The following is a 22,703-nucleotide window of genomic DNA, read 5'->3' as shown; positions in this document are numbered from 1 at the left end:
TTGCCTACGATAAAAAAGCAAGGTCGACCAAAGAGTGAAGAAAAATATCACATGATTTTGCATGCGGCTTCTCGCCTTTTCTTGAAAGAAGGGTTCGCTAACACCTCAATGGACACCGTCGCGAAGGCCTCTGGTGTATCTAAACAAACGGTCTATTCCCACTTTGAAAGCAAAGACGCTTTATTTAAGGCGGCAATTACCTCGAAATGCCGGTCATATCAGCTCGATACCCAGCAACTTATCAACGCAACCTCAAACGCCCTTTCACTATTTGAATGTTTACAAAAAGTAGGCCATCAGTTTATGCGATTGTTGCAAGACCCAGACGCCATCGCCATTTTTCGCGTCATCATTGCAGAGGCAGTAAACAACCCCCATGTCGCAACGCTGTTTTATCAGGCTGGCCCTGAAGCGTCACTTGAGACATTAAGCGATGTGATTGAGACGTTTGGTCGAGGCAGCTTAAATCACGACCTCGCTCACCAGCTAGCGTGTGACTATTGCTCGTTGTTAAAAGGTGATTATCACACCATGATGCTTTGTGGCATTCAATCGCCACTTTCGAATGAAGAAATTCAGTCACACGTTGCACAAGCAGCGGAAAAAATTCTTTTACTCTTTACACATTATACGCAGCAATCCGGCTCACGTAGTTCCCTGTAATGATATGTTAAAAGCCACATCTGCCTCGTACATAGCGTAAAAAACGTAGGGTAAAGATGCCTGTGCCCTAATGACTTGTATGAAGGGGTATTATACACTAGCGCCGTTTTCGTTGATGATTGAGAAGCGCATGTCTGACTTTACCGGTAACCACATTCTTTCGGTTAATCAATTCGATCGCGAGGCCATTGAGAAAGTCTTCTCAGTTGCCAATTCTATGAAGCCCTATGCCACGCGGCAAAAGCGCACCACGGTGCTTGATGGCGCTATTCTCGGTAACCTTTTCTTTGAACCTAGCACTCGTACCCGAGTGAGTTTCGGGACTGCCTTTAATCTATTAGGCGGCGAGGTAAGAGAAACTACCGGCATGTCGAGTTCGGCGCTAGCAAAAGGGGAGTCGCTTTACGATACGGCACGTGTGTTAAGCGGCTACTCCGACATTATCGCCATGCGCCACCCCGCGGCAGGCTCCGTAGCTGAGTTTGCAGAAGGCAGCCGCGTACCGGTAATCAATGGGGGCGACGGTGCGAACGAGCACCCTACTCAGGCGCTGCTTGACCTTTTCACAATTAAACGGGAATTGGAATACAATGGTCACGGCATTGACGGTTTGCACATTGCCATGATTGGGGACTTAAGATACGGGCGCACGGTACACTCTCTATCGCGCCTTTTGTGCTTGTTTAACAATATCCGCTTTACGCTTATTTCGCCAAAAGAGCTGGCGATGCCCCAGCCCATCATTGATGCGATTGAAAATGCCGGCCACCAACTTACCATTACTGACACCCTTGAAGGGAATATGGATGCAGATATCTGCTATCAAACCCGCATTCAGGAAGAGCGCTTTCCATCGCAAGAAGAAGCCAACAAATACCGTGGTAAATTTAGACTTAATCAGTCTATTTACACCAAACACTTTCAGTCAAAGACCGTTATTATGCATCCACTTCCTCGCGATTCACGTATGGAAGCCAACGAATTAGATAACGATCTAAACCTTAATCCGAACCTCGCCATTTTTAGGCAAACCGATAACGGTGTGCTTGTGAGAATGGCATTATTTGCATTAACACTTGGGGTAGAAAACCTTCTCACCAAGTACGAACGCGATGTGGTTTGGTACAGCAACAAGAGTAAGTAATTACATGCAAAAATCTGAAGCCCTATTTACCCGCGCCCAGAAAACCATTCCCGGTGGCGTAAATTCACCTGTTCGCGCTTTTAAAGCAGTGGGCGGTACTCCTCGCTTTATTACTAAAGCAGACGGCGCTTACATGTGGGATGCGGATGGCAAGCAATACATCGACTACATCCAGTCTTGGGGCCCAATGATCCTTGGCCACAACAACGCCCCAATTCGCGAAGCAGTCATAGAGGCATCTTACAGTGGCCTTTCTTTCGGCGCGCCAACTGAAGCCGAAGTAATTATGGCTGAATTGGTAAGCGAAATGGTGCCATCTATGGAAATGGTACGCATGGTAAATTCAGGTACTGAAGCCACCATGTCAGCTATTCGCCTTGCTCGTGGTTACACCAGCAGAAACAAGATTGTGAAATTTGAAGGTTGTTACCACGGTCATGCCGACTCATTGTTGGTAAAAGCGGGGTCTGGCGCGCTCACTCTTGGCGTTCCTAGCTCCCCTGGCGTGCCGGCAAACGTGGCAGAGCACACGCTTACCGTTGAATATAACAACCTAGACAGCGTAAAAGAGATTTTCGAAACTCACGGCGATGATATCGCGTGCATTATTGTTGAGCCTGTAGCCGGTAACATGAACTGCATTCCGCCTGTAGAAGGGTTTTTAGAAGGGCTACGCGCTATCTGTGACCAATACGGCAGCGTTTTGATTTTTGATGAGGTTATGACTGGTTTCCGCGTTTCTCGCGGCGGCGCGCAAGAGCGCTTCAACGTAAAACCTGACTTAACCTGTTTAGGTAAAGTGATTGGTGGTGGTATGCCGGTGGGCTGCTTCGGTGGACGCCGCGATATTATCACCCACATTGCCCCAACTGGCCCAGTCTATCAGGCGGGCACATTGTCAGGTAACCCAGTTGCTATGGCTGCAGGCCTTGCCGCATTGACGCAAATTAAACAGCCAGGCCTGTACGACTCTATCTTTGAAAACACCCAAGCTTTGGTGGACGGTTTCCAAGCCCTAGCAGATAAGCACAATATTAGCCTAACTACTAATATTGCGGGCAGTATGTTTGGGATATTCTTTACTGACGTAGAGAAAGTTACCAACTATAAGCAGGCCATTAACTGTAATACCGAACAGTTCAATAAGTTTTACCACGGTATGTTAGAACAAGGCGTCTACCTGGCACCTGCCTCTTATGAAGCAGGTTTTGTTTCAAAAGCCCACGACGCTGAAGTTATTGAGAAGACGCTTGCTGCGGCAGACAAGGTATTCTCAACGTTATAAGTTAATGTCCTCTTAATTGTTAATAAAAGTCCGGCGCTAGCAGAATGTAAATGTAATCAAAAGTAATGTGCTAGTGCCGTTCTCTTCTTTATACTTTTCTTAAACGTATCTTAAATTCCTTTTGGGCTATCCCTAGTAGCTCTATATTTATAAGAAGTTGAAAGGTGTGGTTAACAATGGATTGGCAGACAAGCGCACTATGCGCACTTGTAATTTACAGCACGGCAATTACTTTCCTGTATATCAGACGCAGCAGACGCTTTAAGTACCGTCTAAAAAAAGCGCTCTCTCGCAGTGCAAGTACTCGGGTCGCTACCCTTCAAGCAGCCGACGAAGCACGTTTTCAAGCTGCTGCTGACGAAGCGTTAAAGCTCACCCAAACCTTCCAAAAATTTGTACCTAGGCAATTCGTTGAACACATGGCGAACACTGAAGTGGACTCGCTCGGCCTCGGCTATGCTGCTGAAAACGATGTTGCCATTATGTTTTGTGATATCCGCGGGTTTGCCGGTTTCTCTGAAAGGATAACCCCCCAGGAATTGATGAACTTCCTCAATTCTTACTTCACCCGAATGAACGACCCTATTCACCAAAACCGCGGTTTTATTGATAAGTTTATGGGTGACGCCATTATGGCGTTATTCGACCATCAAGGCGGTACATCTCAGCAAAAAGCCTTGGATGCCGTTCAAGCTGCCCTTGATTTACGCAAAGCATTAACCATCTACAACGGGCATAGAAAAAACAGCAGTTACGAACCCATCAATATGGGAATTGGTATTCATTTTGGCCCCGTTATTATGGGTACTGTAGGCTCTGAAGATAGAATGGATACCACCGTTATCGGCGATAGTGTGAATATTGCTTCACGATTAGAGGCGCTAACCCCTAAATACCAGGCCGATATTATTGTAAGCGCACAACTACTTCAAATTATAGGCCCCGGCTATCCAGTAAAAACTCGGTTACTGGATTGGGTTAGAGTTAAGGGCCGCAAAGCCCCGATTGAGATATACGAGGTGTTAAGTCACCTATCAGAGGAAGAGCAAGCTAAAAAGCTGGCCGTACAAACTAAGGTTGCTGCTGGCTTAGCATGCAGAATTAATCAACAATGGGAAGAGGCCATTGCCTTTTTCGAGACAGCCCTAGCCATTAGCCCTGATGACTCACTTGTACATCATCACCTTGATGTATGCCGAATTTATAGAAGTTTAGATCTTAAACATGATTGGGACGGTGCATTAGTGCTTTAACGGTGTTTTCAAAGTACCGCCTACTTCACGTGCAGGCCCTTTTTTGAAAGTTTAGTTATTATACTTCACGTTAGACATCTGATAGCTTGGCTTGCTGACGAATAAAGGTTATTGATGGCGCAAAAAAAGCTGCGCCTGTCTCTGCACTGGTAAAGTCTAACCAACGATCGTAATCCCCTTCTCCGTTGCCATAAATTTGGCTATGAAGCATCTGCTTAAATGGCCGAGCGCTTGCACTACAACTAACGAAGAACAAGCCTTGTGATGCCATATCCCCATAAGGCATGCCTTGTTTAATTAACCTAGGCTCATCGCCATCGGGGGCGACGGTGCTCGCTCTAACACTATGGGATGATTCGGATTGCTCACTGCTTACCAAGTTATGCTCTTGGGTCGTCCCCATCACTTGTTCTTGCTGTCGACTTGAAAGGCTATTCCAGCGACGTAAATCATGTCGATAACGCTGAATATGAACGTAGCTACCACCGCTAAAATCAGGGTCGTCTTCGCCAATGATACCGACTTTACGGCGCTTCATACCCCGGGGATTATCGGCCCCGTATAAGAACCCGTTGAGATCCCGTCCATCCAAGTATCTAAAGCCGCGAATTTGCTCCACTAGCTCAACGTGAATACGCAATAGATCCATCACTTCAATACCCACCGCATGGCAGATATCTAACCGGTCAGCGCGAATTTGAATAAACAGATCGCATGGCATGGTCGGCGCGCTTCTATCTTCACACTGCATATCAGGGAAAGGGGCAAGTTCTATAGGGATGAGGCCAGGGTATACCTCTGTCCAATAGTTAGTGCCAATCGCAACGACCCCTGTCACCATGGCTTCATAATGCTCATTTTCGAAATGCTCGAAAATATCCAGCACGCGAGAGAGTTTAGCGCGCACCGCTTGACTATCATCGTCAATGACATTCAGTAACAAGTACTGTGCATGTAAATTTGGCTCAGCGCAGAGGCCTTTTTGTGGTTGTGTCATCGCTGCTCTTGTTATTATTGACGTCTTTGTAAAATTCGCTACTCGCGTAAAGTGAACCCTACTTACGTTATGACTACTGATTCAAGATTGAAAACCATTTCTCGCGAAGCAGTGCCTTATTATTGCATAGAACTTACTGTTTATTCTTTACCCTAGTGTGCTTAATAGCCTGCGGCTTGTCCATCTTTTCGGCTTTCCGAGGCACCGAAATAAACGCCTTTCTGCTCATCCCACGCAATAGCTTGGTAACCACCAAAGGCTCCCACTACACGCTGAAGCTTATGACCTCGCTCCATCAGCTCTCGCTGCACCGTCTCACTAAACCCTGATTCTAAACTCACGAAGCCACCATCGGTCATGAGCGCGCCTGTTGGGCTGCTCGAACCGCTGTGGAGTATTCTAGGCGCGTCGCCAGCTTCTTGCAGGTTCATGCCAAAGTCGAGAATATTCACGATAATCTGGGCATGCATTTGAGGCTGAGTACCGCCCCCCATCACGCCAAAACTTAAAACAGGTTTACCATTTCTCGTGACAAAAGCCGGAATAATCGTGTGAAAAGGTCTTTTACCTGGCCGGTATTCATTGAAATGGCCCTCTTCAAGCGTAAACATTTCACCTCTGTTTTGCAGTACAAAGCCTAGCCCGGGCGGCGTCATTCCAGAACCCATGCCGCGGTAGTTGCTCTGTATTAGCGACACCATATTGCCGTCTTTGTCAGCCACAGTGAGGTAGATGGTATCGCCTTCGTAAATACCTGCATCGACACGGTTTGCTGCCCGCTCGTTATCAATGAGGGTTTTGCGCTTAGCAGCGTATTCTTTAGAAATGAGCCAGTCGACAGGGATTTCGTTGAAATCGGGGTCCGCATAAAACTTTGCTCGGTCTTCGAAGGCAAGCTTTTTGGCTTCAACAAAAGTGTGGATATAATCGGCAGAATTAAAGCCCATACCCTCAATATCGTAGTGTTCTAATATATTGAGTATTTGTAAGGCGGCAATGCCTTGTCCGTTAGGCGGTAGCTCCCAGACGTCGTAGCCTCGATAATTCGCCGAAACCGGCTCGACCCACTCAGAGGTATGCGACGATAAGTCTTGATATGATAAATAGCCCCCTTGAGATTTCATATAGGCATCAATCGTACGCGCGATATCGCCTTTATAAAATGCGTCGCGCCCACCTGTGGCAATCTTTTCGTAAGTTACCGCCAACCCCGGATTTTTAAAAACATCTCCTTTTTGCGGCACTTTACCGTCAAGCAAAAAGGTGTCTGCAAACCCATCGTAGTGACCGATACGCGCGTAATTCATTTGCCAGTAGTAAGCAATAACCTCAGACACGGGAAACCCTTCTCGGGCATATTTGATAGCAGGCGTAAGCAACGTGGACATGGGCAGCTTGCCAAACTTATCATGAAGCATAAACCAACCGTCTACGGCACCGGGCCCCGAGACTGGAAGTGGGCCAAATTTAGGTATTTGATGCAACCCGCGTTCGGCAAAAACGTCTTTTGTTAACTGCCTTGGAGAACGGCCTGAAGCGTTTAGTCCTACGAGCTTTTCTGCTTTGGCATCCCAAACAATAGCAAATAAATCACCGCCAACACCGCTTCCCGTGGGCTCAACTAAACCTAGCATTGCATTGGCTGCAATAGCAGCATCTACCGCGCTACCGCCTTGCCTTAAAATATCGAGCGCCACTTGTGTAGCTAACGGCTGACTGGTTGCTGCCATCCCGTTTTTCGCAATAACCTCAGAGCGACTGGCAAAAGGCTGCCCGGTTACCCTGTCGTAGCCTAAGCAATTAACACTAAAAAGTACAAGTACCAAAGAGAGAAGTCGTACGTTTGCAGTCATAATGTTCCTTTGTTTACTGCGAAGGTTATTTAGGGCCTTGCATGAGCAGATTGCTTCATAGTGTAGCGTTATTGTCACATTACGCCTAGGCCCTTTTCTACAGTGCTTTTTTCACTATTCCGACGCCTTCAATACGGCTACGTTGACGAAAAAAGCCCCGCAATAGCGGGGCTTAAAAGGAAGTGATAAGACATTATTGTTGTAATTATTGCTTTGCCTAATCGAGACTCTCTTACGAACGGCCGCTTGTGAAGTCTGGGTATGCTTCCAGACCACATTCGCTCATGTCTACGCCGTCGAACTCTTCTTCTTCGCTCACACGTACACCCATCACTGCTTTAATCACTAGCCACACGATAAGGCTCACTACAAATACCCATACAAAGATAGTCGCGGCACCAATTAGCTGACCTGTGATACTTGAACCGTCGTTTGTGAAAGGTACAAGGATTAGACCAAGAAGACCTACCACACCGTGCACTGAGATAGCACCCACTGGGTCGTCAATTTTAACTTTGTCTAGTGCAACAATGCTAAGTACGACTAATATACCGCCAAGGCCGCCAAATAGCGTAGCTTGCAGAGGTGTTGGCGTAGACGGCTCTGCTGTGATAGCAACAAGACCAGCCAGCGCACCGTTAAGTACCATTGTTAAGTCAGCTTTACCAAACAAGATGCGTGCAACGATAAGTGCAGCAATTGCACCACCTGCAGCGGCAGCATTCGTATTCATAAATACGATAGCAACCGCGTTTGCACTTTCAACCGTTGCAGTAGCCAGTACTGAACCACCGTTAAAACCGAACCAACCCATCCACAGAATGAATGTACCTAGCGTTGCTAGCGGTAAGTTTGCACCAGGAATCGCATTTACTTTACCGTCTGCTGTGTATTTACCTTTACGTGCACCAAGAACGAGTACACCAGCAAGCGCTGCTGCAGCACCAGCCATGTGAACAATACCTGAGCCTGCAAAGTCAGAGAAACCAAGGTCGCCAAGGGTATACATACCAAATACCGCTTCGCCGCCCCATGTCCAAGCACCTTCCATTGGATAGATAAAGCCCGTCATAACTACAGCAAATGCAAGGAAAGCCCAAAGCTTCATACGCTCAGCAACCGCACCAGATACGATAGACATTGCTGTAGCAACAAAAACCACTTGGAAGAAGAAGTCAGCAGAAGGCGCATAAGTCGCTGGGTCTTCGGCAACACCGGTTGCACCGTCACCCATAATGCCACTTAGGAAAGGACCCCAATCGCCACCACCGTACATAATGCCGTAACCGCAAATCATGTACATGGTGCAAGCGATAGCAAATAGTGCCACGTTTTTAGTTAGAATTTCTGTGGTGTTTTTAGCTCGAACAAGACCCGCTTCAAGCATCGCAAAACCTGCAGCCATCCACATTACCAGTGCACCGCAGATTAGAAAATAAAAGGTATCTAGCGCATACCCAAGTTCAAAAGTGATTTCCATTATGGTTTTCTCCGCAAATATATCGTTGTGGCTTACAGCGCGTCGCTATCCGACTCACCAGTTCGAATACGAACGGCGTGTTCAAGGTCATAAACAAACACCTTGCCGTCTCCAATTTTGCCTGTTTTGGCAGCGCCAACGATGGCTTCTACCAGGCGCTCTACTTGATCATCCTGAACAGCAATTTCCAGTTTGACTTTAGGTAGAAAATCCACCTGATATTCCGCTCCGCGGTAAAGCTCAGTGTGTCCTTTTTGACGTCCAAAGCCTTTCACTTCGGTCACGGTCAAGCCGTCGATACCGATTTCTGAAATGGCTTCACGAACATCATCTAGCTTGAACGGCTTGATGATCGCTGTGACTAGTTTCATGAGTTGCTCCCAGTTTGTTTTGGTTATTCTGTGTTAATGGTCGAATATCTAACTACCCGAAGATAAACCAAGAGCCATGCCACAAATATTTACCATTTAAAATCAGCTAGATAGGCAATTCACACATACGCTTGCACAAAAATAATGCACAACAATGGTGCATGTTGAAAAAAATGCCCAGTTTTGAAGCGATACGAGGCAATATTGAGGTGAGCCGACTAAAAAGTACGATGAATTTAGGATGGAACTATTCGATTAAGCCTGTGGTCTGTTAATAATATTATGACCACTATCACTCCCGCATTTTCAGCGCCTGAGCGCTATATACAACATCATACCGTTGCTAAGAAAACGGCATGGCGCCCGTTATTGATTTCAGGTTTAGTACACGTGATTGGGGTTATCTTGGTCGTCATACTTTCTCAGCTGAGCATTGATACTCAAAAAAAACGCGCCACTATGTCTAAGCAAACGGCCGAGATAAACGCCAAACTGTATTACCCGCCCGCCCCGAAACCCCAGTCTCTCCCCCAACAAAGCAAACCGGTAGAGGCTTCCCGAAACACGCCAGAAACCAGGTTAAAACCTGTCATTTCAAAGCGTACAGAAGCAGTTGATACTAAAGCTAAAATTACAGAGCGCCCCGCCCCTCAACAGAAAGAGAATACAAAGGCAAAACCGCAAAAAGCCCCCGTCGACATTAAGCCCACTAACACACCGGCAACGCCCATACCTAGGCTTTCACAGGATGCAAATCGGCGCGCTGGCTCGCTAAATCTATCGGTAAAAGACGGTTCGGCCCTTTATTTTGAAAAGTATCACAGGGACAAAGTCGCTGAAGATGCTGAACAGGCAGCAAGCGCATTTCAAGAGCGCAAAAACAGCCCGAAACTCGGCGGACCAAGCACACAGCAAATACAAGCCGCCGAAAATAAACGCCCGACTAAACGCGTGAATTGTAGTAGTAACACTAACAAAACACTGGCGATTTTAAGCGGAATTACCGGTGGCACCTTAGAATGCACCAAAATGGACGATCACAAGCGTTTTATTGACGCTAGAGTCAATAAACTCCCGAAAGACGAAAAGCGAAATTAGCTGTCGCGATCTGCCATACCCAAATAAACAGCAATAGCCCAAGCGCCGCTACTTTCTCTTAAAAAACTTAGGTGGTTGCCCGAAATATGCTTTGAACCGTCGACTGAATGCTGCAACATCTTCATACCCTGTTAGCTGAGCTATACCCAACATGGGCGTATCGGTATTTCTCAGTAACGCTTTGGCCTTTTCCATTCTCGCTTTCACCAGGTAGTCTCGCAAACTAAGTCCGGTAGCTTCTTTGAAACGCGTTTTAAACTGCGTTGTTCCCATACAAGCTATCTGCGCTAACTTCACTTGCGTAAAGCCTCGGGCAAGATCGCGATGAATATGACTTAATACGGGAGTGATACGCTTATCCATGCTACATCCTTTCAAGGATGTCTCTAACAAGGTTAAAAACAGCGCCAAAATCTCTTCATGTCCATGGTCTGCAAACTGACTAATTTGAATTTCTACGAATGACAAAAACGCTTGCAATGCTGACGATACTTGGAAAATAGGGTGTAGCCTGTCATTTAAACTAACGGGCACATATTCCAAGTCTGCCACAATGAATTTTGATAATTCATTAGCACTAAAATAATGAACCTCGTTAGGCGCAATACATACGCCTTCGCCGACGCCTACTCGCCCACGAAAATTATCGATTTCTATCAAGATATGCCCATTAATGGGCAGCACCAGTTGAAAATAGTTATGTTTGTGGCGACACGTTTGTTTGGTATATGAGCGTACAGATAACGATGGCACTGGGCTGTCAGTCATTTAGTTGCCCCCTGTACCCAGTCCTGATTTTGTTACTTGGCTCCCCGTTTATTTGCATCTATTTCCCTTGCGGTTTCCTTAATGCTCTTTGCCGTTAGATTAAGCACTTTTATTCATTTTGTCATGATCGCTACCCTTTCGTTGATCACCCAGAACTAGTAAACAGTATTTGGGGTAATTAAGGTCAACATGAGAAGAGCACGACGATGCTCTTCTCAACTCACGCTTTCTATGTGCACGAAGCCTCGGTAATCTTATCAAAAATGGCTATCTAACGGCCTTTATCTTCGTTGTATATTACCTTTGTTTTGAGTAGGCTAAACTGCAATTCAGTAGTTATTTCTCTAATAAATATATAATAAAGGATATTCAACGTGGCAGCAGCTAACTTACTTGCCCTACTTGATGATATAGCAACATTGATGGACGACATTGCAACCATGTCGAAAGTCGCTGCGCAAAAAACAGCGGGGGTTTTGGGTGACGATTTAGCGGTGAACGCCGATCAAGTCCAAGGCGTTAAAGCAGAAAGAGAATTGCCTGTTGTGTGGGCCGTAGCAAAGGGCTCGCTTATCAATAAAGCTATATTGGTTCCTGCTGCGTTAGCGATAAGTGCTTTTGTCCCCTCACTTATCACTGTATTGCTCGTACTCGGCGGGCTATATTTATGTTTCGAAGGTGCTGAAAAACTTCTGCACAAATACCTGCCCCATGATGATGAAGAAATAACACGAGAAGCCAGAATAGACGCATTGACCCATGAAAATGTCGACATGGTCGCGTTTGAAAAAGACAAAATTAAAGGCGCCATTCGCACCGACTTTATTCTGTCGGCTGAAATTATCGTTATTGCACTTGGCACCGTGTCTGACGCCACACTGACAACACAAATTGGCGTGTTAGTGGCGTTAAGTTTAGCCATTACGTTAGGGGTTTATGGTCTGGTTGCAGCATTGGTCAAGATGGACGACGTTGGCCTTTACATGCTTCGTAAGTCGCTAACAGGTTCGATGAACACACTTCAACGGTTTGTTGGCAGAGCGCTTTTGGTTACTGCTCCTGCACTTATGAAAACGCTGGCTGTTGTGGGCACGGTTGCCATGTTTTTAGTTGGTGGAGGTATTCTTACCCATAGTATTGGCTTTTTGCACGTAATTACAGACTGGTTCGCAGGGGTTATTCCAGACGCCACACTCGTCATGTCTATACTCGCCGATGGCGCAGTGGGTGTTGTTGCAGGTGTCATTATTGCTTTGGTTGTAAGTGCAGCGTCAAAATTGAAGCGCAAAAGCACGCGTTCTTAATCATTAAACATTTGCAGTGAAACATCTGCACTATTCATTCGAGACTGAATAGTCGCGCATAAATGGGGGTTACCCAACGTTGGCCCTCCCTTATGCCTTCTATGCACAGCTATTTTTTATTGAAGCGCGTATTAGCAAACGACAACGCGCTTCACTTTTCAACAGTTAGCCATTTCAACCACATCATTTTTCAAATACACCAACTTTTAGTTTTTTTATTAAATCCATTTCCTTGCCTTTGAATACTCAAAAAAATAAAAGCAAATAAATCAGTAATTTAACTCATTTCGCTAACTTGGCACATCCCTCGCTATAAACTAATTGTTAATTGATAACGACTTATTATCGAAACCTATAGCAACATGATAGCTGCCACGCAGTATGTTCAAGTGCAGTGTCTAACTTTACATTTATGGAGATTACTATGTTTACCGCTCGCAAAACTTTCACTGCATTAACGTTGGCAACTAGCATTTTGAGTGCATCAGCATTCGCTAACGATTCACAGAACACCATTATGTCGCATACAGACTTCATGGTAGAAAGCGCCATGATGGATGTGAAGCAAAGTTTAGAGCTTGGTGTGACATTCGATGTATTAACTGCAAGCCACACCTTCGAGCCTGAAGTAGAAGAAACTAATACGCTGGTTGCCGAGATTACTGTTACGCCAATTAAGCCTGTCAGCACAGACGATAACGACGCATAAGGAGAATGCAAATGTTAACCGCCGCTACACTATTTATGGTAGTACTCGGCCCCGTTATTGCGTTTTTAGTGAGTGCACTGGTTTTTTCAACAGCACGCTTATTCCTTCAAAAAGGTCACTGAAAACGCAACAAAAACAAATAGGTACCTAACCGACTACTGCTACCCATTTTTGCCTTCCCTGGGCCTTAACTCCAGAGGGAGATAGAAAGCACGGACTGTACGCTAGCCAAGTGATTGTGTTTTCTATCTTCTTACTGGAGCTTTTTTATCCAAATATACGCTCCCACCAGCTTTTTTCTTTCTTATCGCCGTTTTCGTCTACCGGGCGACCAGCACAATCTTGCTGCGCAGGAGGCAGTACATCCAAAATAGCCGGAACACTTAAACTTCCTGCGCACCCAGCGACCACTACCGCCCCCGTCTTCGCATCGAAATGTGCAATACCTAACCCTTTAGGGAAACGTCTAGATAGAGACTTCGGTGACTGTGACTTCATATAATTTACAAACACAGGCAGCGCGCCACCTGCACCGGTTAAATTCACTGGTTGATTATCGTCATTGCCGACCCAAACGGTCACCACATTATTTCTGTCGAAACCGCTAAACCAACTATCGCGATAATCATCGGTTGTACCTGTTTTCCCTGCCATATTTACATTACCAAAGTTCCAGCCTATGCGTTTTGCTGTACCTTCTGTGGTCACCTTGTACAGGGCGTAGTTCAGTAAGTAAGTGGCGGCTTCATCCGTGCGCTGAGCAAAGAACTCGGCCTTCTTCCAAAGTAATGCATTATCTGCCGTAACCACAGAGCTCACCGTGTGAAGCGGTATGTAGCGGCCATCGTTTGATAGGGTTTGATACATTTGGTTTGTGCTAAATGGCGTTAGTTCGAAAGCGCCCAAGGTTAACGACGGTACTTTATCTACTGGCGTGGTAACCCCTAACCGCTCAATGGTATCGGCTAACGCATCTAGGCCTATCTGCATGCCTAAATTAACTGTTGGCACGTTCAAAGATTCGACTAACCCCTGAAGCAGAGGCACCTGCCCTCTGAACTCTTTATCGTAGTTTTGCGGCGACCATTCGGTGCCGTTTCTACTTTCTAGGGTAATTGGCTCGTCTTTAAGGGGTGTAGCCAAGTTAAACTGGGTAGGATCTTCTAAGGCAGTTAAGTACACAGCTGGTTTAATCAATGAGCCTATTGGCCTCTTAGCATCTAATGCTCGATTAAAACCTTTAAATGCAAAGTCTTTACCACCTACGATAGCGCGTACTTCACCGCTTGCGCTGTCAGTGACAACCATAGCGCCTTGAAGCGGCACGCTGCGATCTTTTTGCAGCCCGTTTAGGGTGCTAAACAGTGCTTTTTCTGCCCTACGTTGAGCAACGATATCCAGTGTGGTAAACACTTTAACGCCCGAGTCTCTTAGGCTTGGCTCTGCTAAAATTTCATTGAGTTCTTTGCGAACCTGCTCCATGAAAGCAGGGTGTTTACCGCTTGCTAAACTCGCACCGCTGGCAAGCCCTAACGGCATGTTCACATAGCGCTCGTAGTCTTGACGGTTTATTTCATTTTCATCGAACAACATTCGAAGTACTAAATCTCGACGCTCTTTTGTGCGCTCTGCATACTTTCGTGGATTGTAATAAGATGGGCCTTTGATAATAGCAACCAGCGTGGCTATTTCGGGCGTGCTTAGCTCGTTGGCCGGACGGTCAAAGTAGAAATAGCTAGCAAGCCCAAATCCATGTACAGCCATGTCGCCGTTTTGCCCTAAAAACACCTCATTTAAATAGGCTTCGATAATCTCAGACTTGCTGTAGCGGGCGTCTATAATGACCGCCATTATGGCCTCTTTAGCCTTGCGTACAAGGGAGCGCTCGCGGGTTAAAAACATGTTTTTAACCAGCTGCTGCGTCAGCGTGCTACCACCTTGAACCGTACGACCAGCAGCAATATTCGCCATTAGGGCCCGCAATATTGAAAGTGGTGCAACACCATGGTGGTTATAAAAATTGCGATCTTCCACCAGCGTCAGCGCTTTAGGTAACATTTCAGGGATAGTATCTAACGTCACTAACATGCGGTCTTCATGAGAGCCGCTCGTCATACGTGTTACTAGCCATGGCTCTAACTTTACGGAACCGTAGGGACGGCCTAGTGACTTATCGTATATTTCACCGATACGCGCCCCTTCCCACGTTAATACTAAATGGCGTAAAGGCTCCGCTCCCTCAGGGAATTGAAATGCGCGCCTTTGTACAGTAAGCACGTTATTTTGATAGCTATACTCACCACTGCTATCGGCAAAGGTTACTTTTCGGTAGCCCAATAAGTCTAATTCATCAATAACCTCTTGCGGCGTAATTTCCTCTCCTTTGCTTATTTCTAAAGGTCGAGCAAATATTTGTGCAGGCACTTCCCACTTGTTGCCTGAAAAAGCGTGCTTTATTTGTGCATCAAGATAAAAGGCATATGCCCCTAGCACCACAAGCCCTATAAGGCATACACGCCAGAACAGTTTAAAAAACCACGAACGTTTGGTCGTACTTTTTCCCGCTGCAGTTTTTTTCGAAGCATTGCTTTTTGAAGATGAATTGTTTTTAGTCTGTCTTTTTGTCACGTGAAAACGCCATGAAGATCATTAAGATGGCATCGCAATCATTGCGATATGGACTACAACAACGCTCTTAGAACGCTGTGATTAAGTCGCTAAACATTACCACTGAGGCCGCCGCGCAACAACTGTTTCCAATTATGCACACTGCGCCTGCGGTAACCACAATGGACACTTATACAACGTAAAACCTACCGGCAGAAAGTGAATTTTATTCGCGTTTCACGGTCACAATGCGATAGCATGCAGGCAAGTAACACAGGAACCGTACTATGCGCTTAGCTTCACTTCAGTCTACTTTTTTCTCGACATTTTCACTCAAAGGTGGCGTGTTTCGCACATCGCTTGCGCTTCTTTTTACAGGTGCCGTTATAAGCTCAGCCTCTGCCAATGAGCACTTTTCCAGCTGTACTGCTGCCCTTGCCGACAGAGCAAAACAAGAAGGTGTCAGCCAGCAAATTATCGACGAGATATTTCCTCACCTTGTACATCAAGACCGCGTAATTGAGCTAGATAGAAGCCAGCCTGAGTTTGTACAAACCTTTCCCGGTTATTTTAGCAAGCGCGTCACTGACTGGCGTACCGAGAAAGGCAAAGCAATGTATGCCAAGCACGAAAAGCTATTGCATAAGCTAAGCGATAAATACGGCGTGCCTCCCCACTATCTTCTTGCTTTTTGGGGGCTTGAGACTAATTTCGGCTCGTACAAAGGGAAGATGCCTGTACTTGATTCACTGGCAACCTTAGCCTGTGACAAGCGCAGAAGTAAGTACTTCACCCAAGAGTTCTTGGTTGCCGTAAAGCTTATGCAGCGGGAAAAGCTTAAAAAAGACAACATGGTAGGCTCGTGGGCCGGCGCGATGGGCCATACCCAATTCATGCCTTCGGCGTATACTCATTATGCAATTGATGGCGACGGTGACGGACAAGTTAACCTGTGGGAAAGCGAAGAGGACGCTTTGTCTTCTGCGGCAAACTTCCTTGCCAGTTTAGGCTGGGAGCGCAGTTTTCGCTGGGGCCGTGAAGTTAAGCTACCAGAAGGCTTTAACTATCAGGAGTCTGGCTACAAAAACCGCAAACCTCTTAGCGAATGGCACGAGCAAGGTGTGAAAAAAGCCGATGGTTCGCCATTAGGTGAAGGCGAAACGACTGCCTATGTGATTGTACCGGCGGGTCACAATGGCCCGGCTTTTATCGCTTACAAGAACTTCCGCGTTATTATGCGTTGGAACAACTCTGAGTTTTATGCCATCGCCGTTGGCGTATTGGCTGACCGTATTGCCGGCGCATCAGGTATTAAGGCTACGCTGCCTGACCTACCCGCCTATAACCGTAAAGACATCATTGCCTTGCAAAGTAAACTTAATGACTTAGGTTTCGATGTGGGTAAGCCCGACGGCATAATTGGCCCAGCCACCCGAGAAGGAATTCGAAACTATCAAATTAGCAACAACATGATTGCAGACGGCTTTCCTGGCCTTGAAGTTATGGCAGCGCTAAATGTGGAGCTTGAGCGGGACAAAGCTTCACAGTCCTAATTTTTGATTTAGCGCGCTTTGTTAAAAGCGCGCTAGTGCGAATATATTTAATTAAAGGTCGCACTCAACACACGTTCGCTCTTACCTTTGCGTTAATGTCATAGCGCTTACATACGCTTTTTGGTTTTACTTGTAGGTACCGCGTTGGCGGGGTCATCTGGCCAATAATGCTTGGGGTAACGGCCCTTCATTTCTTTTTGTATTTCTTTGTAACTACCTTGCCAAAAAGCGCCTAAATCACTGGTAGTTTGCAGTGGCCTTCCCGCTGGCGACAACAACTCGCACACCACGGTAACGCGGCCTCCAGCTATCGTTAGCGGCCCATTTTGCGAGTACATTTCTGGCATTTTAACCGCCAGCACCACATCACCGCTTTCACGATAGTCCAGTGCGGCTTCTCGCCCCGTAGGAATAGACACGTGGGTGGGAAGATGTGTTGCTAAGGCGTCTTGCTGTGGCCAAGAAAGTCCATTGTTCAGCGCCGTTTTCCACGGCAGCTGCTGTAGCGACTTTATGTTTTTGCAGCTTTTTAGCGCTGCGCTTAAACTCTCTTTTGCTTTGTGTACCAGCTCGCTCAACGATGCAGGCCACGCATCTGGCTTATCAAACGCTTTGTCTTGCGGTAGATTTAGCTTGCCAGCCAATGCCACTCTTCGCCACCACTGCCAGTCAGCGTCGCAAAGGGGCCACTGTGAAAGTGGCAGTGCATCTAGGTAGGCAAACCATCCTTCGGTTACCGCCCCATCCCAGTATTCATTATCGCGGATTTTCTCTTGCCCTGAGACCGGCACACTATTTAATGTGATAGCAAAAAAACCTGTGCTTCGGCGCGCTTCCATCTGACCGGTGTCGCGATTAAGCACTGCGCTTCGTTTTTCACTAAATGCTTTGGGGAAAGCTAAGCGCAAGTAACTTTCGGGCACAGCTTGCGCTAGCCGTATCACTACCGTATTTTTTATAAGTTGCCCTTCAAGTACCGCTAACCACGGCGAACTGTCATCGGCATCGCCATGATTAAATGCACTGCTATTAGAAGTAGCAAACTCGGCGCCTTTCCCGCTGGCAAGCTTATACTCAAGCAATTGTGATGACTGTTTTACGCCTGCCGTCGCATTTTTACTACAGGCTCCGCTGCCCGAGGCATTATTGCCTGACGTCGCGCGTACACGCAAATAGCCCACCTGCAGTGGGAATGCTATAGCTATACATAAACCAAGAGCCCATTCTTCTAGCGCGTTAATATCAGCCTTAAACGATTGCTCGCGTTCTGTAGAGCTAGTTACATACCGAACGTAGCGAGAGGCTTGCTGAATCAACTGATTACGCGCATTGCCACTGACCTGAAGCAAAGCGTCCACTACACTTGTTGCCCCACTTGCACTCATATTGCTTTCACTTAACGCCACCACAAATACTGCGGCATGTTTTAACGCGTTATTTTCTTTAGGTGAAAGGCCTTCAATACCTGACTTCACTGTTAACAGCAAATGGGCTAAATGCGGCTGACATGGCAATTGCGCTACCTGACGTCCGTAGGGCGTTATGCTCCCTTGCCCTGTTGCGTCATCAAACCCTACTGCATGTAATCGGTGGAGCTTTTGCTGTGCCGAGTTTAGTTGAGCAGGTGTGGGCTTGGTTAAAAGTGCTAATGTATCGGGCGTACTGCCCCACGCATACGTATCAAGTAGAAAGCTACTTAAATCTTCTTTTTCTATTTGCGCCGCATTGTGTTTGGCTAATCGCTCGAAGCTGCTTTTACTGCACAGCCTATAGCAGGTACCCGCCATTACCCGCCCTGCTCGCCCTGCTCTTTGAGTGGCAGAAGCTTGCGAAATACGTTGCTGGGTGAGCGCATTAATATCGCTTGAAGGGTGATATTGCGCACTGTTCTCCCACAGACTATCAATAACTACTGTCACGCCTTCAATGGTTAAACTGGTTTCAGCAATATTAGTAGAGAGGATAACTTTCCTTCGCCCGTGGGGGTCTGGGGTTATAGCGTCTTGCTGCGCAGACTTGCTTAGTGCGCCATAAAGCATGTGAATAGCAATGTCCGCACTCTCAGCTAACCCTTTTATTTCTCTGGCAACAGCATTTATGCTCCCCCGACCAGGAAGAAATACCAAGATATCGCCATCGTGTTCGCCTACTGCTTGCTTTATGATATTGCAAGTTTTCGGTACTAACTCATAAGCCTGCACATCTCGGGTGTAGCGAATATCCACGGGAAACACGCGTCCTTGTGTATTTAAGTTCACCACGGGCAGCGCGCTAAATTCATTAAGCAGTGCTTGAAGTGGCGCTATATCCAAGGTAGCCGACATCACAATTAAGCGCAGGTCGTCGCGAAGCCCAGTTTGAACCTCAAGCGCTAGCGCCAAACCAAAATCGCTGTGAATGCTGCGTTCGTGAAATTCGTCGAAGACAATAGCAGTGACATCTGCTAGCTCTGGGTCTTGCTGAATCATGCGAGTCAGCACACCTTCTGTAATAATCTCAAGGCGAGTGGCTGGCGATGTTTTTGATTCGCCTTTAATACGATACCCCACCGTTTCACCCACACTTTCGTTTAACTGCTTAGCTAAATAGTCAGCGAGGTTTCTCACCACCACGCGACGTGGCTGCATAAGCAATATTTTACCCTTAAGTGATGATTGCAGCAGTGACAAAGGAAGTACGGTAGACTTTCCCGCGCCCGGTGGCGCGCCAATAATGATATTGTTAGCGGCAACCGACTCTTTAAGCGGTGTAACAAGCTCATAAGCAGGTAAATGAGAAAACGGCTGTAACATAAAGGGAATAAAGGTGTTATAAGTTAATGGGTATAGTGTACCTGATTTGATCAATGCACCCGAACATCACGGCTATTTTTTTAAACTGGTTAAATAGCTCAACACTTGCGATGGGTTTTACACCCCGATAGTAGCGCCATGATAAGCTTATTCTAGTATGGGCGTGTAACTGCACTTTTAAGCTTGTGGGTGGTCATTTAACGTGATGAACAAAGAATAGGGCAAATCGGAAGGAGTAAAGCTATGCGAAGCTTTATTGGTTTAGATCTTAGCGCCACAGAAAAACTTGCTTTGGATAGCTGGCGTCAACAGGCATTGCCTGAAATCATGCCTCGCCAATGGGTAAAAAACGAGTCGAGCAGGTCTCGAAAGTCTGGCAATAAGCGCAACAATCACAATAGTGGACAAGGACCTTCGCTACCTTATGCCGTGCCCGCGGCAAACTTTCACATCACACTCAGCTTTTTAGGCGAGATAAATCACCGTCAGCACGAAGCGCTGGTGTATGAACTCGACCAGCTCGTTAGCGAACCATTTTCATTAACCCTAAATGCAACAGGGTTGTGGAATGGCCCCAAAATCCTATTTGCTGCGCCTACGGATACACCAAAGGCACTAAGTGAACTCGCCAAGTTATCGCGTAAAGCTGCCCGCAAAGCAGCAATAGAAGTAGAAAACAGAGAATATAAGCCTCACGTTACCGTTGTTAGAAAGGCTACATCAACTTTACCTCTGCCACTTTACAGCCCCAGTGTAGACGTTCACGTCTCGGCATTTCACCTGTTTGAGTCTGTCACTACACCTCAGGGGGTTACCTACCCTGTTCGCCAGTCTTGGCCGTTAAAACACAATATGTCGGTAAGAGAAAAGCTACGTCGGGGAATAACCGACGAGTAAGGGAAATACGACACAGTGCCTACCTTGTTAGGCCGCTATCATTTGAGGGACACCTTTCACCGCTAAGCAGGTATAGAGATTGAAAACTTGTTAAGATTTAGTGTACAAGTTTTGTAATTATGAGTTATAGCAATTTAAGCTTGTTTTAAATCGCGCTTCGCCTTTACAACGCGTAGCGTCACGGGTAAAAAGATAGCCTGTTTTTTTAATCATTCTGCCCAAATGCAACAAACATTTAGATTAGTAATAGACTGCCCAGACCAAATTGGGCTAGTGGCCAGCGTGTCACAATTTTTAGCGGACCATAACGCGACCATCGTTGAAGCGAACCACCATACCGACTTACAAACAGGTCGCTTTTTCATGCGCCATGAAATAAGCACCGACTCGCTTAAGTTAGACCACCAGAGCTTCGTAAAAGAGTTCACTCCCCTTGCGAATGAATACCAGATGAACTGGAAGCTTAGCGATTCAAATAAAAAGCAACGCGTGGCCTTGTTGGCTAGCCTTGAGTCTCACTGTTTAGTTGACTTGCTTCATCGCTGGCATACAGGCGAACTACACTGTGATATTCCCGTTATTATTGGCAACCATCCGCAAATGAAGCAGTTTGCCGACTGGTACAAAGTGCCGTTTCATTGGGTAGACTTTAAAGCACTTGGGAAAGAAGCTGCATTTGCCCAAATTTCGACCTTGCTTGAAGAATACAAGATTGATTTGACGGTACTTGCACGATTTATGCAGATTTTACCCGACAGCCTATGTCAGCAGCTGCAGGGTAAAGCGATTAATATTCACCACAGTTTCTTGCCAAGCTTTGCCGGCGCTAAACCCTATCAGCAAGCTTATGATCGCGGTGTGAAGTTGATAGGCGCAACGTGTCACTACGTCACTAAAGACTTAGATGAAGGCCCTATTATCGAGCAAAGCGTGAAGCGTATTAGCCACAGCGATAGCGCAGCTGACATGGTCCGTAAAGGCAAAGATTGTGAAGTTACCGCTTTGGCTCACGGCGTACGCTACCATTTAGAAGACCGCGTAATTATACACAGAAATAAAACCGTGGTATTCGCTTAAACGCGCAAGGCTCCTTCTTTGCAAAAACGTTTAAATTTAAGTAAAACCTGCGCCCGACAGTAAAGCCCACCGGCTGAGCTTTTACTGTCGGGCGTTTGAAATCTAGCTTTAGACAGGGCTGACCAACATAGCGCGTCTAAGTCTTAGGTAATACCACAGGTTGGATACGGCAAATAATGCTTCGGTAATAGCGAGCCCCCACGTTTCTGTGATGACACCGTAAAGTGTAAAATTCAAAGACCCCAGAATCATACAAATTCGAAGCCCCGCTTCTTTGCAGTAAAGTTCGCCAAACCGGTAAGCCATAAAAGTAAATGCTGGCATGGTTTCTATAAACGAGGCTTTACCTGTTAAGTTATTTACAGAAAACACAATACACAACATAGTGATTAGCGTAAGGTAAGTTGCGATAGGCGACAGCAGTTTTTGCTTAATCAAGCGGTAACTCGTACTCAATCCGGCAATAGTAATAACAATGGCACCGCTCCACGCTTGTTCGAACGCAAGCAGCAAACCAACCGCCACACACAGCCCCAAATTCAGCAGCAGTACTTTTCGCTCGGTATTCGACCAAAAAGAGGCCAATGCGAAGACAATCGGAAACCCGTGGAGAAGAAGCTCAAGCATGATGATCACTGTAAAAGAATAAGGGGTTAACAGGGTGCTGAGAACAGCTGATTAAAAAACGGGCGCAGTGTAAATTCCATACAGTGAAAATCCAATCAAAAGTTATGCAATTTCGACGAATTGCATACAAGTGCGATTCGTCTCTCAAACCGCTGTACTGCAAGGAATTACGTTAAAGAGCATTTAACTTATTTTTACATTATCTTAAGATGATATGTGTCAAAA

18 protein-coding genes are annotated in these 22,703 nt (G+C 46.3%); 10 read left to right on the top strand and 8 right to left on the bottom strand.

The window, feature by feature from the left end; all coding sequences use genetic code 11:
* Positions 1-51 precede the first annotated feature (51 nt).
* From ACTRWF_RS16875 to ACTRWF_RS16860, 4 genes are all read left to right on the top strand, one after another.
* Complete coding sequence (locus ACTRWF_RS16875) at positions 52-663, top strand: TetR/AcrR family transcriptional regulator (RefSeq protein WP_012516995.1); 612 nt, start codon at positions 52-54, stop codon at positions 661-663.
* Between the two features lie 130 nt (positions 664-793).
* A complete protein-coding gene (locus ACTRWF_RS16870) occupies positions 794-1,807 on the top strand; it encodes an aspartate carbamoyltransferase (RefSeq protein WP_012516994.1) in 1,014 nt (337 codons plus the stop codon).
* Between the two features lie 4 nt (positions 1,808-1,811).
* Entirely contained in the window at positions 1,812-3,092 is a 1,281-nt protein-coding gene (gene hemL / locus ACTRWF_RS16865) for a glutamate-1-semialdehyde 2,1-aminomutase (protein WP_071968108.1), read from the top strand.
* A gap of 176 nt (positions 3,093-3,268) precedes the next feature.
* Entirely contained in the window at positions 3,269-4,345 is a 1,077-nt protein-coding gene (locus tag ACTRWF_RS16860; protein WP_278384095.1) for an adenylate/guanylate cyclase domain-containing protein, read from the top strand.
* Positions 4,346-4,415: 70 nt separating this feature from the next.
* Here the strand turns inward: ACTRWF_RS16860 and ACTRWF_RS16855 are convergent, their stop codons facing one another.
* The 4 genes from ACTRWF_RS16855 to glnK form a co-directional block, all read right to left on the bottom strand.
* On the bottom strand, positions 4,416-5,342 hold the full coding sequence (locus ACTRWF_RS16855) for a Dyp-type peroxidase (protein WP_278384096.1): 927 nt from the start codon (positions 5,340-5,342) through the stop codon (positions 4,416-4,418).
* Positions 5,343-5,503: 161 nt separating this feature from the next.
* Positions 5,504-7,195: a gamma-glutamyltransferase gene (ggt, locus tag ACTRWF_RS16850; protein WP_462835914.1), complete on the bottom strand. Its 1,692-nt coding sequence runs from the start codon at positions 7,193-7,195 to the stop codon at positions 5,504-5,506.
* A 232-nt stretch (positions 7,196-7,427) separates the two neighbouring features.
* Positions 7,428-8,675 carry an ammonium transporter gene (locus ACTRWF_RS16845; RefSeq protein WP_015066082.1) on the bottom strand — a complete coding sequence of 416 codons (1,248 nt, stop codon included), beginning with the start codon at positions 8,673-8,675 and terminating at the stop codon, positions 7,428-7,430.
* Between the two features lie 32 nt (positions 8,676-8,707).
* The gene (glnK, locus tag ACTRWF_RS16840; RefSeq protein WP_012516988.1) at positions 8,708-9,046 is read right to left on the bottom strand and encodes a P-II family nitrogen regulator; all 339 of its coding nucleotides are present in this window, start codon (positions 9,044-9,046) and stop codon (positions 8,708-8,710) included.
* Positions 9,047-9,328: 282 nt separating this feature from the next.
* Between glnK and ACTRWF_RS16835 the strand changes: the two genes are divergently transcribed.
* Complete coding sequence (locus tag ACTRWF_RS16835) at positions 9,329-10,144, top strand: hypothetical protein (protein ID WP_462835913.1); 816 nt, start codon at positions 9,329-9,331, stop codon at positions 10,142-10,144.
* A gap of 48 nt (positions 10,145-10,192) precedes the next feature.
* Here the strand turns inward: ACTRWF_RS16835 and ACTRWF_RS16830 are convergent, their stop codons facing one another.
* Positions 10,193-10,912 carry an AraC family transcriptional regulator gene (locus ACTRWF_RS16830; RefSeq protein WP_020742745.1) on the bottom strand — a complete coding sequence of 240 codons (720 nt, stop codon included), beginning with the start codon at positions 10,910-10,912 and terminating at the stop codon, positions 10,193-10,195.
* Positions 10,913-11,286: 374 nt separating this feature from the next.
* On the opposite strand from ACTRWF_RS16830, the gene ACTRWF_RS16825 reads away from it, so the two are divergent.
* Both ACTRWF_RS16825 and ACTRWF_RS16820 read left to right on the top strand, forming a co-directional pair.
* On the top strand, positions 11,287-12,216 hold the full coding sequence (locus ACTRWF_RS16825; protein WP_012516985.1) for a DUF808 domain-containing protein: 930 nt from the start codon (positions 11,287-11,289) through the stop codon (positions 12,214-12,216).
* Positions 12,217-12,640: 424 nt separating this feature from the next.
* Positions 12,641-12,925: a hypothetical protein gene (locus tag ACTRWF_RS16820; protein WP_020742744.1), complete on the top strand. Its 285-nt coding sequence runs from the start codon at positions 12,641-12,643 to the stop codon at positions 12,923-12,925.
* 267 nt (positions 12,926-13,192) lie between these two features.
* Here ACTRWF_RS16820 and mrcB read toward each other — a convergent pair whose 3' ends face one another.
* Positions 13,193-15,553, bottom strand: coding sequence for a penicillin-binding protein 1B (gene mrcB, locus ACTRWF_RS16815; RefSeq protein ID WP_462835912.1), 2,361 nt, complete (start codon positions 15,551-15,553; stop codon positions 13,193-13,195).
* 266 nt (positions 15,554-15,819) lie between these two features.
* On the opposite strand from mrcB, the gene ACTRWF_RS16810 reads away from it, so the two are divergent.
* Positions 15,820-17,085 carry a lytic murein transglycosylase gene (locus ACTRWF_RS16810; protein ID WP_462835911.1) on the top strand — a complete coding sequence of 422 codons (1,266 nt, stop codon included), beginning with the start codon at positions 15,820-15,822 and terminating at the stop codon, positions 17,083-17,085.
* Positions 17,086-17,192: 107 nt separating this feature from the next.
* On the opposite strand, the gene hrpB is transcribed toward ACTRWF_RS16810, so the two are convergent.
* The gene (gene hrpB / locus ACTRWF_RS16805; RefSeq protein ID WP_462835910.1) at positions 17,193-19,931 is read right to left on the bottom strand and encodes an ATP-dependent helicase HrpB; all 2,739 of its coding nucleotides are present in this window, start codon (positions 19,929-19,931) and stop codon (positions 17,193-17,195) included.
* A 189-nt stretch (positions 19,932-20,120) separates the two neighbouring features.
* Between hrpB and thpR the strand changes: the two genes are divergently transcribed.
* A complete protein-coding gene (gene thpR / locus ACTRWF_RS16800) occupies positions 20,121-20,774 on the top strand; it encodes an RNA 2',3'-cyclic phosphodiesterase (RefSeq protein WP_012516979.1) in 654 nt (217 codons plus the stop codon).
* Between the two features lie 222 nt (positions 20,775-20,996).
* Positions 20,997-21,851, top strand: a complete 855-nt coding sequence (gene purU, locus ACTRWF_RS16795; protein ID WP_012516978.1) for a formyltetrahydrofolate deformylase — start codon at positions 20,997-20,999, stop codon at positions 21,849-21,851.
* Between the two features lie 108 nt (positions 21,852-21,959).
* Here the strand turns inward: purU and ACTRWF_RS16790 are convergent, their stop codons facing one another.
* Entirely contained in the window at positions 21,960-22,478 is a 519-nt protein-coding gene (locus ACTRWF_RS16790) for a YgjV family protein (RefSeq protein WP_462835909.1), read from the bottom strand.
* Positions 22,479-22,703 lie beyond the last annotated feature (225 nt).

It is taken from the genome of Alteromonas sp. G5_S2_22_S1 (assembly GCF_054968525.1).
This window is presented reverse-complemented; position numbering and strand designations above follow the sequence as displayed.